Source organism: Klebsiella sp. A52 (genome assembly GCF_018388785.1).
GTDB classification, from domain to species: Bacteria; Pseudomonadota; Gammaproteobacteria; order Enterobacterales; family Enterobacteriaceae; genus Klebsiella; species Klebsiella aerogenes.
Map to the genome: position 1 here is coordinate 3789341 of NZ_CP074437.1, position 14512 is coordinate 3803852.

General features: G+C 55.9%; 13 protein-coding genes and 1 riboswitch. Of the genes, 6 read left to right on the forward strand and 7 right to left on the reverse strand.

Annotation, left to right across the window (positions count from 1 at the left end):
• Window positions 1–77: 77 nt before the first annotated feature.
• Entirely contained in the window at window positions 78–950 is an 873-nt protein-coding gene (locus KGA69_RS17850; protein ID WP_045394216.1) for an arginase family protein, read from the reverse strand.
• Between the two features lie 133 nt (window positions 951–1083).
• Between KGA69_RS17850 and KGA69_RS17855 the strand changes: the two genes are divergently transcribed.
• Both KGA69_RS17855 and zapE read left to right on the forward strand, forming a co-directional pair.
• Complete coding sequence (locus KGA69_RS17855) at window positions 1084–1692, forward strand: TetR/AcrR family transcriptional regulator (RefSeq protein WP_045394217.1); 609 nt, start codon at window positions 1084–1086, stop codon at window positions 1690–1692.
• Entirely contained in the window at window positions 1676–2698 is a 1023-nt protein-coding gene (gene zapE / locus KGA69_RS17860; protein WP_045394218.1) for a cell division protein ZapE, read from the forward strand. The genes KGA69_RS17855 and zapE overlap by 17 nt, the downstream gene beginning before the upstream one ends.
• Before the next feature lie 76 nt (window positions 2699–2774).
• Here the strand turns inward: zapE and katG are convergent, their stop codons facing one another.
• Window positions 2775–4952: a catalase/peroxidase HPI gene (katG, locus tag KGA69_RS17865; RefSeq protein ID WP_213292532.1), complete on the reverse strand. Its 2178-nt coding sequence runs from the start codon at window positions 4950–4952 to the stop codon at window positions 2775–2777.
• A gap of 264 nt (window positions 4953–5216) precedes the next feature.
• A complete protein-coding gene (locus tag KGA69_RS17870; protein ID WP_045394220.1) occupies window positions 5217–6149 on the reverse strand; it encodes a LysR family transcriptional regulator in 933 nt (310 codons plus the stop codon).
• Window positions 6150–6249: 100 nt separating this feature from the next.
• On the opposite strand from KGA69_RS17870, the gene KGA69_RS17875 reads away from it, so the two are divergent.
• The 4 genes from KGA69_RS17875 (at window position 6250) to mrdA (ending at window position 10042) form a co-directional block, all read left to right on the forward strand.
• The gene (locus tag KGA69_RS17875) at window positions 6250–6684 is read left to right on the forward strand and encodes a DMT family transporter (protein ID WP_045394222.1); all 435 of its coding nucleotides are present in this window, start codon (window positions 6250–6252) and stop codon (window positions 6682–6684) included.
• Window positions 6685–6693: 9 nt separating this feature from the next.
• Window positions 6694–7197, forward strand: coding sequence for a DMT family transporter (locus tag KGA69_RS17880; protein WP_213292533.1), 504 nt, complete (start codon window positions 6694–6696; stop codon window positions 7195–7197).
• Between the two features lie 9 nt (window positions 7198–7206).
• Window positions 7207–7286: riboswitch (ZMP/ZTP riboswitch) on the forward strand.
• Window positions 7287–7303: 17 nt separating this feature from the next.
• Complete coding sequence (locus KGA69_RS17885; RefSeq protein WP_213292534.1) at window positions 7304–7936, forward strand: LysE family translocator; 633 nt, start codon at window positions 7304–7306, stop codon at window positions 7934–7936.
• A 186-nt stretch (window positions 7937–8122) separates the two neighbouring features.
• Entirely contained in the window at window positions 8123–10042 is a 1920-nt protein-coding gene (gene mrdA / locus KGA69_RS17890) for a penicillin-binding protein 2 (protein WP_045394227.1), read from the forward strand.
• A 5-nt stretch (window positions 10043–10047) separates the two neighbouring features.
• On the opposite strand, the gene pqqF is transcribed toward mrdA, so the two are convergent.
• From pqqF to pqqC, 4 genes are read right to left on the reverse strand one after another with little or no spacing between them, the layout of a single operon-like run.
• Entirely contained in the window at window positions 10048–12345 is a 2298-nt protein-coding gene (gene pqqF / locus KGA69_RS17895) for a pyrroloquinoline quinone biosynthesis protein PqqF (protein WP_213292535.1), read from the reverse strand.
• On the reverse strand, window positions 12345–13487 hold the full coding sequence (pqqE, locus tag KGA69_RS17900; protein ID WP_213292536.1) for a pyrroloquinoline quinone biosynthesis protein PqqE: 1143 nt from the start codon (window positions 13485–13487) through the stop codon (window positions 12345–12347). Before pqqE ends, pqqF begins: the two co-directional genes overlap by 1 nt.
• Entirely contained in the window at window positions 13474–13752 is a 279-nt protein-coding gene (gene pqqD / locus KGA69_RS17905; protein WP_015366526.1) for a pyrroloquinoline quinone biosynthesis peptide chaperone PqqD, read from the reverse strand. Before pqqD ends, pqqE begins: the two co-directional genes overlap by 14 nt.
• Before the next feature lie 2 nt (window positions 13753–13754).
• Window positions 13755–14510, reverse strand: coding sequence for a pyrroloquinoline-quinone synthase PqqC (gene pqqC, locus KGA69_RS17910; protein ID WP_045394234.1), 756 nt, complete (start codon window positions 14508–14510; stop codon window positions 13755–13757).
• Between the last annotated feature and the right edge of the window lie 2 nt (window positions 14511–14512).

Sequence of the window (14512 nt, forward strand, 5' to 3'; positions counted from 1 at the left end):
CGGGGCATTATTGCTCCGGGCCTGCGGTATTCCTGCAACATGGCAATTGGCGCTTTCCACCACGGGGAACGCGTCGATTAGCTCAATAATGGCAGAGCTTCGAGCATATTCTTCAGGCTTAGGGCATCCCACGGCAAGTGTTCGGCGACGGTGAGTCCCACCGGTTTGGCCTGAGCGGCAGCTTGATTGATAAAATTAACCACTTCGGCAATCGTCAGTTTCCCTTCGGCGACATCGCCGAAGTCGTGTACGCCGCGCCCCGGACGAGCAAACAGCACCGCTCGAAATAGGGCCGGGTCGAGAACATCGAGATCGAGGTGGATGGCCAGGTACTCAACACCTTCGCGCGCTATCCACTCGTCGATCGCCTGCGGATTCTGACGCAGCTCTGATGGGCTTAAGGTGGCGATACCGCGTTCACTAATAAACTGTTTTTCGACATCGAGGGGGTTATGGATCCCAGCAATAAGCGCTTTGCCAGGCGATAATGGCTTTCTGACCACCTGGGTTAGTTCCACGTCGCCATTGCCCATCAACGCCCCAAGAACGTGGGCATGGGCATGTGGGAACTGCTCTGGCGTCATAATGTCCGGGTGAGAATCAATCCATAACACCCCCAATTTATCGCCATATCTTTCCGCAAGCCAGGCAAAGGGGGCCAGAGAGACCAGGCAATCGCCCCCTAAGGTGACAATGGACTCTGGCTGAGTTCTGGTGATTTTGTCTTGCGCATCAAGCAGCTGTTCAACCACCGCACGGCGGCCGACAATACCCTCTTCATTAACCAGCGCAGCCTTGGTCGGGGCAGGTACGCTGACCTCCTCAACGGCGCCCTGGGCCGGCGGCGCCAGCCACGCCAGCAGCTGCGAACCGAAAAAGTAGGGCGGATTGTTACCGCCTTGCCACTGCGGGAAAAGTAAACGCAGTGTGTGGTAAGTATTTTGAGCCATATCATCCTCGCCTCAGGTATTTGCAATTAAATGAACGAACGTTCATTCATTTTATAATGAAACGCGCGATGCACGATGGCAAGCAAAAAACGGCAGAAGCAGGTAGAATTGCCCATCGCCGGAGGTAGTTGAAATGTTAAATAATTCAGAAACGTACCATAAGCTGATTGTCGCCGCGGCGGCGTGCTTTGCCGAAAAAGGATTTAATGGAACCAGCGTGCGCGAAATTGCACTGCGCGCAGGTATTAGCCTCGGCGCGATGTACACCTACTTCAAGGGCAAAGATGAACTCATTGAGGCGATTATCCTTGAAGAGCAAAAATCGGCATTAGCTAAGCATCAGGAGCGCTTTGAAGGTTCCCATTTTGCGCAGATTTGCGCCTTAGCCGTTTCCTGTATTGAAGAAGTGGGATATCCCTCATCTCACCAGCTGTGGGTGGAAATTATTGCTGAGTCGGCAAGAAAGCCGGCGCTGCGGCAGATTTTCGTCAATAGCGACAGGATCATGCGCGACGGAATGGCACAGATTATTACTCGCGGAATTGCCGCAGGTGAGCTCAGCCCACACGTTAATGTCGAAGAAGCAACGCTTACCATCTTTGCGTTAATCGATGGTTTGATTGGCCGTAAAGCGATGAATCCCGCATTTAGCGTGGCTAAGGATCTGCCGCACTTTGACCATGTCATGGCGACCATTCTCGATAAAAATAGCGTTAGTGAATCCCATGCAACAGTACGCTGATTTCTGTTTTAGCGCCGTGATGGCCCAACGGGCGGCAAAAGAAAATCTCACCCTTGATGCCGACCAGCTCGCGTTAGTCGCCGATTTGCAAACGCTGAGTCAGCAGTTATTCCGGCAGCAAACGGCAACACAAGGCTTGTACGTCTGGGGGCGAACCGGGCGCGGGAAAAGCTTTATTCTCGATAGTTTCTTTGCCAGTTTGCCGTTGCGTGAAAAGCGGCGGGTGCATTTTCATCACTTTTTCCGCGAGCTCCATCAGCGGCTGAACGCCCCTTCGGCGCCGCGATTGCCGCAGGTCGTCGCGCAAATGACCGACAACTGTCGTCTGCTCTGTTTTGATGAGTTTCACCTTCATGATCCGGCTGACGCGATGTTGATGAAGGTGCTACTGGAACATTTATTCGCGCGAAATATCGTCTTATTAGCGACCTCCAATTATCCGCCCGACCGTTTGCTGGCGAATCCGCTTTATCACGAACGTTTTTTGCCTTCCATTAACCTCATTAAACGGCATATGACGGTAACGGCGCTCAACGGCGAACAGGATTATCGCGAGCGACATACCTCGCTAGAGAATGATTTCTGCCAGGGAAAATTGTTGGTGCAGCCAGCTCTCAGCAGCCGCGCGGCGCTCGGTTTGCCGGCTATTGCCCCGCAGGCGCAGGCTCTGCAGGTAGGTTATCGAACCCTGCACACGGCATCGCCGCAAGGGACCTATCTGCATTTCACTTTCGAGCAGCTCTGCCTTGCGCCCACTTCGGTCATGGATTACCTGACGCTATGTGAGCAGCACCAGAACTGGCTCGTCGAGAATGTTCCGCCGTTGGCGCGAGTTAGCCCGGCGGCACAGCAGCGCTTTATCAACGTGGTGGATATTTTGTATGAAAAACAGTGCCGCTTAATATTAATTACCGATTGCGGGCTGGAAACACTGGTGGCGGATGTGGAGCTGGATGATATTCAGCGCACCTACAGCCGGTTACAGCAGCTCGCGCGGGAAGCATAAAAAAAGCGCCTCTCGATAATGAGCGGCGCTTTAACAGAGTAACCTGCCGCCGATTATTCACCGGCGGGCAGGGGAATTACAGATCGAAGCGGTCCAGATTCATCACTTTCGTCCATGCGGCAACGAAATCAGTAACGAATTTCTGTTGCGCATCGGCGCAGGCATAGACTTCGGCCAGCGCGCGCAGGACTGAGTTAGAACCGAACACCAGATCAACGCGAGTGGCGGTATATTTCTCTTCGCCGCTCTTACGGTCGCGACCGGTAAACAGCTCAGCCTGTTCATCGGCGGCTTTCCATACGGTGGCCATATCCAGCAGGTTGACGAAGAAGTCAGTGCTGAGGACGCCGACGCGATCGGTGAAGACGCCATGTTGGCTGCCGTCGAAGTTAGCGCCCAGCACGCGCAGGCCGCCGACCAGCGCCGTCATTTCCGGCGCCGTCAGGGTTAGCTGCTGCGCTTTATCGATCAGCAGAGTCTCCGTCGACACGCCGCCTTCGATGCGACGGTAATTACGGAAACCGTCGGCCAGCGGCTGCAGCAGATCCATTGCTTCAACATCGGTCTGATCCTGGCGCGCATCAACGCGACCCGGCGCAAACGGCACGTTTACGCGAACGCCGGCAGCGGCGGCAGCCTGCTCAACGCCCACGACCCCAGCCAGAACGATGATATCCGCCAGAGAAGCTTTACCCGACGCTTTCTGGATGGCCTGCAGAGTTGGCAGCACTTTGCTGGCGATGGCGTTTACCGGCCACTCTCTTTGCGGCAGCAGGGCCAGACGCGCGCCGTTAGCGCCGCCGCGTTTATCACCGCCGCGGAAGGTTGAGGCGGAAGCCCAGGCAACGGAGACCAGTTCGCTAACCGACAGGCCTGAATCCGCAATGGCCGTTTTCAGCGTGGCGATGTCGGAGGCGGTTGGGTTATGCGTCGGTGCCGGTAACGGATCTTGCCAAATCAGATCTTCTTTTGGTACTTCAGGGCCGAGATAACGGGATTTTGGCCCCATATCGCGGTGAATCAGCTTAAACCAGGCGCGTGCGAAGGCTTCGTTGAAGGCCTGCGGATCGTTCAGGAAACGGCGCGAGATTTTGCCGAATTCCGGGTCGAAGCGCAGCGTCAGGTCCGTTACCAGCATCGTCGGCTTGCGTTTTTTATTTGGATCAAACGGATCGGGGATAATCTCTGGCGCATCTTTCGCTTCAAACTGAATAGCGCCCGCCGGGCTGCGCGTTTGTACCCATTCGTATTTGAACAGGTTCTCGAAGAAGTAGTTGCTCCATTGGGTCGGGGTTTGCGTCCATACCACTTCCAGACCCGAGGTGATGGCGTCCGCGCCTACACCGCTGCCGTAAGTACTGCTCCAGCCAAGACCCTGAGATTCCAGCGGAGCGGCTTCTGGTTCCGGACCCACATGGCTTGCCGGCGCGGCGCCGTGCGTTTTACCCAGCGTATGGCCGCCGGCAATCAGCGCCACGATTTCTTCATCGTCCATCGCCATATTGCCGAAGGTCGCGCGAATGGCTGCCGCGGCGGAAAGCGGATCGCCGCTGGCGTTAGGGCCTTCCGGGTTGACATAGATCAGACCCATTTCGGTGGCGCCCAGCGCTTGTTTTTCCAGGCTTTCCGGGTGGCGGTGTTTCAGCCACTCTTTCTCATCACCCCAGTCAACGTCGAGGTCCGGTTCCCACACGTCTTCACGCCCTGCGCCGAAACCGAAGGTCCGGAAGCCGGCGTTTTCTAATGCCACGTTACCCGCCAGCATATACAGGTCGGCCCAGGAGATTTTCTGACCGTACTTTTGTTTCACCGGCCACAGCAGGCGACGGGCTTTATCAAGGCTGACGTTATCCGGCCAGGAGTTAAGCGGGGCGAAACGCTGCTGACCGCGACCCGCGCCGCCGCGGCCATCAACGGTACGGTAGGTCCCCGCGCCGTGCCACGCCATGCGAATAAACAGGCCAATATAGCTGCCCCAATCGGCGGGCCACCACTCCTGGGAGTCGGTCAGCAGCGCGCGAAGGTCGGCTTTCAATGCGGAGTAGTCGAGCTTTTTGAACTCTTCCCGATAGTTGAAGTTTTCGCCCAGCGGGTTAGAACGGTTGGAGTGCTGATTCAGCAGGTCAACACGAAGTTGGTTGGGCCACCAGTCACGGTTGGCGGTACCGCTGCCGGCGCTTTGCTTCGGCGTCTCGGCGTGGAAAGGGCATTTCCCTGCGGATGGGTTATTAGTGGGATCATTTGACGTGCTCATATCAGGCTCCGTTTGCTTTTGTGAATGCCATTACGATATACACTGCTACCAATAAGCGATATTTGAATGAGTCTACGGATTTAATAGCTTTTACCGTTCAACAAACATAATTAAAACCAGTGTTTTAGTGTGTTTACTCGGCGAAATTCAAAACCACACCTTTAAACATAGTCGTAACGCAGCGGTAAAGGAAACGTTATGATGCGTTAACCGCTACGGATCGCTAATTGTTTGAGATATGACAATTTTACTGCGATGAATGGATTAGCGTTGCCAGTAAAGCGGCGTGCCGAAAACGTCGGTAAAATAATCAATAACGGTGCGTACATTGAGCGACGGATGACGAGCATGCGGATAAATCGCGGCAATGTAAGAGGGCAAATGGTTGATGCCAACGCTGTAGTCATTCATCAGCGAAACTAATGTTCCCTGCGCCAGCGCATCGCCCACCATCCAGTCTGGAAACAGAACAATACCCATTCCGCCAATCGCTGAAGTGAGAAGGGCATCGGCGTTGTTTGAGATTAGCCGCGGTGTTTGCGGGTAATGGGTCCACTCTTCTTCCCCCTGGCGAAAAAGCCAACGGTTAGCTCCCTGTGAACCGCGATACACCAGCGTGTGATGTTGATTGAGCTCAGAAGGCGATTGCGGCGCGCCGAAACGGGAAAGGTAACCCGGCGCTGCGGCGAGGTAATAGCGCTGGGCGCCAAAAACCTTTGCGTGATAGCTGGCGTCAGGCAGGGCGCTGATGCGAAAAATGATATCAGTCGCCTGGCGATGAGGATCGACAAAGTCATCGGTCAGAATTAATTCGAACTCCAACGCGGGATAACGATCGGCCAGTCCGGCTAACCATGGCGCGATATGCCGTTGGCCGAAGTAGACCGGTGCGTTGATGCGCATAAGTCCGCCAGGTTGTTGGGTGCGATCTTGTAATTCGCGTTGCGCGTGAGCGAATTGCTCGGTCATCCCGCGGGCATAGTCAGCAAAAAGGTTTCCGGCCTCCGTTGGAACGACCGCACGCGTATTGCGATAGAACAACTGCTGGCCTAGCGCATCCTCGAGTTGCTGGATGACCCGTGAGATAAGAGAAGGGGATACGCCTTCACGGCGCGCGACAACGGAAAAACTATGGCTGTCATACACGGCGATAAATAGCTGGAGGGCGCGGAGATTAATGTTACCTACGTCGGCCATTGATGCAGATCCTGCAAAGGTGTTTACAACACTATACTATTTTTTGCATTAGCGCGCCGTTCTATTCTCTTCCGCTCTTAACAACTGAAGAGTATTTAATATGCAGCGTATGCTGATTTTTTTAGTGATTGCCGGCGGAATGGGGCTGTCCGTAGAAGCAGGTTTGTTGGGGCCGCTGGCGGGTCAGGTCGGTGATTTATGGGCAACAATGAGTATTTTCTCTATTGGCGCGGCATTAACATTTTTACTGATGCTTTTTTTTAGCCCGCGACAGAGTCCCTCTTTTTTTTCGCTCCCTGGCTGGCAATTAACCGGTGGTCTGTTGGGGCCCGGTTATGTGGTGATATTAACGATTGTGACTCCGGCGATCGGCATCGCAATGACAATTACCGGCGTTCTCGCCGGTCAGGTATGTAAAAGCCTGTTAATCGATCATTTTGGCTGGTTTGGTAGTCCGCGGCGAAAAATAGATCGCCGCCGGGTTATTGCGCTGTTGTTCATTGTGGCGGCATTAGTGCTGATTGCCGTTGATTGAGGTGCTGATATGAATATATTGATGATTATTTTGTCGCTGATTGGCGGCGCATTGCTAAGCGTACAGGCTGCGGTGAATGGCCGTCTTGGCGCACATGTCGGAATATTGCGTAGCGCATTTTTGACCTTTTCCATTGGCGCGTTGGTGACCGGTTTATTGATCGTTTTCTTTGCTCCGCAGCAGTCGATGACGCTGCTGGATGTGCCAAAGTGGCAACTGCTTGGGGCGTTCTGCGGGGTACCCTATATTGTCATCATGGTGCTGGCAGTACAGCGAATCGGCACGGCAACGGCGACGGTGGCGGTAATATTTGGTCAGCTCGCGATGAGCTTGCTGATTGACAATTTTGGGTGGTTGGGGAATAGCGCTATTGCCTTTTCGCCACAACGCCTGGCGGCGGCGCTGTGTTTGGCGCTAGCGCTGTACTTTATATACGCGTCTGGCGTATCAGGGGCAGTTGAGCCGACAAAACGGTCGGGAAAGGCGAAATGGTTGTCGACCGAACGGGAATAAGCTAATACTTAGACACCATGTGACTGGCGCTAAAGACAGAATACTGTTGGGGAGCATGGTCAAGTACGCCGCGCGCCTGGGCATTACCCCTATCTGGAGATAAGTTATGCCTGAATTAGCTTCATTATCGGCTTTTGCCGTGGTGGCGTTGGGATTGGTATTAACTCCTGGCCCCAACATGATGTACCTCACTTCACGGTCGATTTGCCAGGGAAAACGCGCCGGCTTTATTTCTCTTGCTGGCGTTGCGCTGGGATTTTTCTGTTATATGCTGTGCGCGGCTTTTGGCATAACCGCGCTGGTTTTCGCCGTACCCTATGCCTACGACGCGTTGCGAATTTGCGGAGTGGCTTATTTACTCTATTTAGCGTGGCAGGCGATTAAACCCGGTGGGCGGCCGATTTTCGCAGTTCGCGACTTACCGGCGGATAGCGGGCGTAAGCTGTTTCTAATGGGCCTTCTTACCAGCCTGGCGAATCCAAAAGTGGCTATCATGTATTTGTCTTTGCTGCCACAGTTCATCACCCCCGGGCTCGGCAGCGTGCTGAGTCAGTCGCTAATATTAGGCTGCACCCAGGCGCTAATAAGCGTGGCGGTAAACGGACTTATTATTATGCTGGCCGGGCAGGTGGCGCTGTTTCTTGGGCGGCGGCCGGGCTGGCAACAATTTCAACGTTGGCTGATGGCGACGGTACTTGCCGGAATGGCCGTAAAAATTGCCTTTGAGGCCAGAAAATAACCGTTACTGGCGAACCCCGCATGCTTATGCCTTTCTCCGGTTGAGAAAGGCATCTCACGTTCTAACATACTGATACATTTCTGCCAGTTCATTAGCAACCTTTCTGTAGGGCTAATGCGTCAATAAAGCTATTCTTCCCCGCCTTTATTTTTTGTGCTTTCAAGTGACTCAGGTAAATTGCCGCCAATGCCCCTATTGAGAGATGAGATCCGCGACCACTCGGCAGAAGAGATGCTATTCATCCGCCGCGCCGTCATTGCTTTCCTGTTGGTGGTGGTCTGCTTTGGCGTGTTGATTTTCAATCTCTACCATCTCCAGGTAGAGCAGCACGATTTTTATCAGACCCGTTCCAACCAGAACGACATTAAAATGCTGCCGATCGCGCCAAGCCGGGGGCTGATTTTCGACCGCAACGGTATTCCGCTGGTGCAAAATATCACCCTGTATCGCCTGCAGGTGATCCCCAGCAAAATTGCCGATATGTCGGCGCTGCTCCAGGCGTTAAGCCCGATTGTCGACCTGACGGCGGATGATATCGCCAGTTTCCGCGACGATATGCACCACAATAGCCGCTATAAAGAAGTGACGCTGAAATCCGATCTTACCGATGTGGAAGTGGCGCGCTTCGCGGTCAACGAATTCCGTTTTCCCGGCGTCACCGTCGAGAGCTACCAGCAGCGAAGTTATCCCTATGGCGCGGAACTGGCGCACGTTGTCGGTTACGTTTCCAAAATTAACGATAACGATTTACAACGGCTGGCGAAAAACGGCGAAGCAGAAAACTACGCGGCCGATCGCAATATCGGCAAACAGGGAATTGAAGGCTATTACGAGAAAGAATTACACGGCACCACCGGTTATCAGGAAGTCGAAGTAGATAACCACGGCCGCGTCGTTCGCCTACTGAAAGAAGTCCCGCCGGTCGCCGGCAAAAATATCTATCTGACGCTCGACCTGCATTTGCAGCAGTATATTGAGTCGGTCCTGAAGGGCCAGCGCGCCGCGGTCGTGGCCGTCGATCCGCGCGACGGCGGCGTACTGGCGATGGTGTCGAGCCCCAGCTATGACCCGAATCCCTTCGTTAAGGGGATTGGCTACCAGGCTTACAAATCGCTGCTCGATAACCAGGATCGCCCGTTGATTAACCGCGTCACTCAGGGCTTGTATCCCCCGGCTTCCACGGTCAAGCCGTATATGGCGCTCTCAGCCCTTTCCGCCGGGGTGATTACGCCAAATACCACCTTCTTCGGCGCGCCAACCTGGACGCTACCCGGTACTCAGCGCCGCTATCGCGACTGGTTAAAAACCGGACACGGTATGTTGAATGTGACCAAAGCGATTGAAGAGTCGGCGGATACGTTCTTCTACCAGGTCGCTTTTGAAATGGGCATTGACCGTATTCATCAGTGGCTGAGCAAGTTTGGTTATGGACAGCCGACAGGGATTGACCTGAATGAGGAGTATTCTGGCGTGTTGCCGAGCCGAGAGTGGAAACAGCGGGTCCATAAAAAACCGTGGTACCAGGGTGATACTATTTCCGTCGGTATCGGCCAGGGCTACTGGATCGCCACTCCTATTCAAATGGTGAAAGCGCTGACCACCCTAATCAACAATGGCAAAGTACAAAACCCGCATCTTTTGTACTCAATGAAGCAGGGGAATAAGGTCGAACGCTACCAGCAGCCGGCCAATTTACCGCAGGTTGGCGACCCGAAATCGCCATACTGGGGGATTGTCCGTAACGGTATGTATGGCATGGCGAACCTGCCGAACGGGACGGGATATAAGTTGTTCCATACCGCGCCGTATCAGATTGCGGCGAAGTCCGGGACCTCGCAGGTGTTTAGCCTGAAGGAGAACCAGACCTACAATGCCAAAATGATCCCGGTACGTCTGCGCGACCACATTTTTTATACCCTGTTTGCGCCGTATCAGCATCCGAAGGTGGCGATGGCGCTCATTCTCGAAAATGGCGGCGGCGATGGCGTTGTCGCCGGCCCGACGGCGCGCGCGATTCTCGACCATATCTTCGACCCGGCGAATGCGCCAGCTGCGGATAGCGCGCAAAGCAACGTTCCGCAGGTCGAAAGCGCCGATGCGCAGTAACGACCTTAAGTGGTGGACGTCGTCGGCGCGCTATATAAGATTTGCCAACTGCGGCGACGGCGAGTTATCTCACGCCATAGCGCGATGATCTCGTCCAGCTGCAGCTCGTTAACGTCCTGCGGCTTGGCTACCGGTAGATGATAGCGCTGGCGCAGGGCGGCGAGCGCGGTTGCGCTGGCGTCCCGCGCCTGACCGTTCTGCTCAGCCAGCTGGTGTTGTAACTGGCTGAACTCAGCTTGCCCACACAGCGTTAACTGGCGAAGAAAGGTTTTACAGCAGCGTAGTAGATTACCGGCGGAACGGTCGGGCGATTGCAGCGCCAGCAGCAGGCCATCGCGATCGGCGATCCGCTGATAACGGCAGCTCACCACGTAGCCAATCTGCTGTTCGACCCGCAGACGCTGGAAGAATTGCGGCTCGCAAAGTAGCGCCAGCAGTTGCAGCGCGGCCAGCGACGCCCCCTCAGGCAATGGAATAAAAACCAGAAGCGCGCTATCAGAGCTGGCGTGAGGAAGACGCTTAATACCGCGGCGACAGCCTGCCGAAGAGCGAAGCTCGGCGTTGACCGGGGCGTTGAGCAAGCTCAACAGACGGGCAACCTGCTGCGTCAGATTGCTGCTGCCGCCTACCATCGCCGCCAGCCAACCCTCCTGCGGCGGAGCGATAGCCAATTGTTCAGGTAATTGTTGCAGTAGCTGGCGAATGGCGATGGTTTCAGGTGCGACCACCGTCCCCGGCGCGGGTTGAGATAATCGGCGCATGAGCGCGGTGACGACGCGCTCCGCTACGCCGCCGGATTCAGGTAGCTGTAGAGTAAGCTGCCAGTTGCCGTCCACCGTTTGCCACTCGCCGCTGCCGCCAGCATGGCGAAGTTGCGCGAGCAAGGGACGGATCTGCTGGCTTATCTCCATACCCTGCGCCTGGCTGAGCACGCTATAGAAAGGCTTGCGAACGATCAGCGTCGGCGTTTGATTATCTGCAATGACATGCAGCATTGGACTGGTCGTTAGCGTCAGTTCAGGTGCATCAGCGGTCGCCGCCTGCGGATAAAAGCTAAATGCCAGCGGATCCGTCACTATCGTCCGTGGCTGCCAGCGGCTGAGCGGCAAGGTAAAGCCCTGGGTTGCCACGCCATCGCCAGCCGCTATTTTGCGGCAAACCAGCGAAGAGGCCGGCGCCGACAGCAAGCTGGCGCAGAAGCCAGCAAAATCGACGGGCGGGGAATCGGGCGCAAAACCCAATGCCCGCTGGCGGAGCTGTTCGAGCGGGGTCAGTGCGTCAAAACGCCGCTGCGCCAGCCTGTAATAGTGCATCTGCTGTTCAGGCGAGGTGTGCCGCAATGCCTGCAGCCATCGCTCGACATGCTGCTGGATGGCGTCGGGATGGTTGCTGCTGAATACCAGCGCCAGCCAGCCGACGCCTTCATCCTGGTAAAGCCAGTTCAGCGCGACATCGTCCGCGAGCCCGCATTCACGCAGCCCGGCAAGCAGGCTGCCGGGCGCTTCATCCAGTAAGAATTCGCGAAAAATGGTGACGTTGTCACTTTTTTCGATGAGCGGACAACGCCATACCGCCGGTTTGTCTTCAACGGCCAGTTGAAGATCCACATTGTTGCTAAAATACGCAGACGGCGGGCTTTCCGGCGGCAGGCCGCCAGGGAACCCCGCAGCAAAAAAATGGGCCAATTCGGCTAATTCATCAAGCGACTGCGGCCCCTGAAGCCATAGCTGCAGATGGCTGGCGACATAATAGCGCTGGTGAAACTCGCCGAGCGCACTCTGCAACGCAGGCAAGTTTCCGCCCAGCGAATCCATGCTGCCGACCTGAAAACGGCGAAAAGCCGCGGGCGCCGCCATCGCGTGACGGGCCGCGGCTTCACGGCGGGAGGGATCGTGCTGCTGGATAAGCCGGTTTTCCGCATCGATGACCGCCAGTTCCTGACGGATATCTTCAGGCGACAGTAGCGGCGCCCGGAGCGTATCCCGTAGACGGGTGATGCCCTCGGCCAGGCTGTTGGCGGCGACCTCGAAGAAATAGGCGCTGTGGCGGGCAAGGGTGGTGGCGTTGACGCTGCCGCCCTGGCGTTGGATCCACGCCATCAATCGCTCATCATCGTGATAACGCTGGCTGCCGCGAAACAGTAAATGTTCCAGCAAATGAGCCTGCCCCGGCAGGGCATCGGTTTCGTGATGGCTTCCGGCGCCCACCTTAACCAACGCCGCCGCACGCGTCGCCTGCGGATGATGAACCAGCGTTGCGCACATACCGCCTGCCAGTTCCACGATGCGGGTGGCGGTGGTCATCACAATTCCCGGGTTTTATAAATCAGCTGTGAACGGGTGCGGTTGCGGAACTGCAGCTGGCTGATTTTTATATCGCTGCAGGCCGCTTCGCGCCGCGCTTCGAGGATTTTATGGTGGTGCGGCGATTTGCTGCACACCGGGTCAGCGTTATCGGCATTGCCGGTCAGCATAAAGGCCTGACAGCGGCAGCCGCCGAAATCTTTCTCTTTTTCATCACAGGAACGACAGGGCTCCGGCATCCAGTCAAAGCCGCGGTAGCGGTTGAAGCCAAATGAGTCATACCAGATCGATTCCAGGCTCTGCTCCAGCACCGACGGGAACTCGACCGGCAGCTGGCGCGCGCTGTGACACGGCAGCGCGGTGCCTTCCGGGGTCACGCTGAGGAATATCGAGCCCCAGCCGCCCATACAGCCTTTGGGACGCTCTTCGTAGTAGTCCGGGGTGACAAAAAGCAGATTGGTCAGATTACCGTTAGCCGCCATTTTGTGTCGGTAATCAGCAACGACCTGTTCAGCACGGGCGATCTGTTCGCGGGTCGGCAGTAATCCCTGACGATTGAGGAATGCCCAGCCGTAAAACTGGCAGGTGGCGAGCTCAACATCATCCGCTTCCAGCTCGATACACAGCTCGATGATTTTATCGATCTGGTCGATGTTGTGGCGATGCAGGACAAAGTTCAGCACCATCGGGTAGTCGCGCGCTTTTACCGCTTTCGCCATCGCCAGCTTCTGCTGGAACGCTTTTTTGTTGCCCGCCAGCGCCGCGTTCAGCACTTCATCGCTGGCCTGGAAGCTAATCTGGATATGATCCAGCCCGGCCTGGCTGAAGGCGTCGAGTTTGCTCTCGGTGAGCCCAATGCCCGACGTAATCAGGTTGGTATAAAAACCGAGATCGCGCGCGGCGCGAATCAGCTCCGGCAGATCTTTGCGCGTCAGCGGTTCGCCGCCTGAGAAACCCATCTGCACGCTACCCATGGCCCGCGCCTGGCGAAAGACCTCAATCCACTGTTCGGTGGTGAGTTCTTTCTCCTGCTGAGCAAAGTCCAGCGGGTTAGAGCAGTAGGGGCACTGCAGCGGACAGCGATAGGTCAGTTCCACCAGTAGCCACAGCGGCGGATTAACGGCGGGTTTATTCTGGCTCACGGAAGATAATCCACTTCTGTTGGTAAGCTATCTGCAGGAATTCGATGACGTCGTCATCGACGCCGCCCGCTTCCGGGAAACGGGCGTTGAGTTCGGCGATTATTTTTGCCGCGTCGCGTTGACCATCGACCAGCTCGAGGATCGCGGCGGCGGTTTCATTCAGTTTCGCCATTCCTTCCGGATAGAGGATCACGTGGCTATCCTGAGCGGCTTCCCACTGCAGGCGGTAGCCGCGACGAAAGGCGATGATTGCGCTCTTTTGCATAGTTATACCAGTCGGGTCGTGTGCCAGGCCGCCTTGTCGGTGACCGTATGATAGGGTGGGCGCTGCAGTGCGTAGGCCATGGTCATGGCATCCAGCATCGACCACAGAATGTCGAGCTTAAACTGCAGGATCTCCAGCATCCGGTTCTGTTTTTCCGCGCTATCGCAGTAGATCTTCGCCAGTTCCAGCCCATGTTCGACGTCGCGATTGGCCTGGCTTAAGCGGCTGCGGAAGTAGAAATAGCCTTCTTCTTTAATCCATGGATAGTGCTGCGGCCAGCTGTCGAGGCGCGACTGATGGATTTGCGGGGCAAACAGTTCGGTTAGCGAACTGCACGCCGCCTCCTGCCAGTTGGCCCGGCGGGCAAAATTGACGTAGGCGTCGACGGCAAAACGCACGCCGGGCAGCACGTGGCGCTCGCTGAGTAACTCATCGCGGCTAAGCCCCACGGCTTCTCCCAACTGCAGCCAGGCTTCAATACCGCCTTCCTGGCCGTGACTGCCATCGTGGTCGAGGATCCGCTGTACCCACTTGCGTCGGGTGTGCGGATCGGGGCAGTTCGCCATAATGGCGGCGTCTTTTAGCGGGATATTGGTCTGGTAGTAAAAACGGTTCGCCACCCAGCCCTGGATTTGCTCGCGGCTGGCTTCGCCGTTATGCATCGCAATATGGTACGGATGATGGATATGGTAGTAGGCGCCTTTTTCCCGTAGCGCTTGTTCAAACGCCTGTGGCGATAGGGTTTCGCGAATCTGCATAG

Bases quoted from the DNA above. Each gene is read 5' to 3' on its own strand.
- KGA69_RS17850 (WP_045394216.1), bottom strand. From the start codon at position 950: ATGGCTCAAAATACTTACCACACACTGCGTTTACTTTTCCCGCAGTGG.
- KGA69_RS17855 (WP_045394217.1), top strand. From the start codon at position 1,084: ATGTTAAATAATTCAGAAACGTACCATAAGCTGATTGTCGCCGCGGCG.
- zapE (WP_045394218.1), top strand. From the start codon at position 1,676: ATGCAACAGTACGCTGATTTCTGTTTTAGCGCCGTGATGGCCCAACGG.
- katG (WP_213292532.1), bottom strand. From the start codon at position 4,952: ATGAGCACGTCAAATGATCCCACTAATAACCCATCCGCAGGGAAATGC.
- KGA69_RS17870 (WP_045394220.1), bottom strand. From the start codon at position 6,149: ATGGCCGACGTAGGTAACATTAATCTCCGCGCCCTCCAGCTATTTATC.
- KGA69_RS17875 (WP_045394222.1), top strand. From the start codon at position 6,250: ATGCAGCGTATGCTGATTTTTTTAGTGATTGCCGGCGGAATGGGGCTG.
- KGA69_RS17880 (WP_213292533.1), top strand. From the start codon at position 6,694: ATGAATATATTGATGATTATTTTGTCGCTGATTGGCGGCGCATTGCTA.
- KGA69_RS17885 (WP_213292534.1), top strand. From the start codon at position 7,304: ATGCCTGAATTAGCTTCATTATCGGCTTTTGCCGTGGTGGCGTTGGGA.
- mrdA (WP_045394227.1), top strand. From the start codon at position 8,123: ATGCCCCTATTGAGAGATGAGATCCGCGACCACTCGGCAGAAGAGATG.
- pqqF (WP_213292535.1), bottom strand. From the start codon at position 12,345: ATGACCACCGCCACCCGCATCGTGGAACTGGCAGGCGGTATGTGCGCA.
- pqqD (WP_015366526.1), bottom strand. From the start codon at position 13,752: ATGCAAAAGAGCGCAATCATCGCCTTTCGTCGCGGCTACCGCCTGCAG.
- pqqC (WP_045394234.1), bottom strand. From the start codon at position 14,510: ATGCAGATTCGCGAAACCCTATCGCCACAGGCGTTTGAACAAGCGCTA.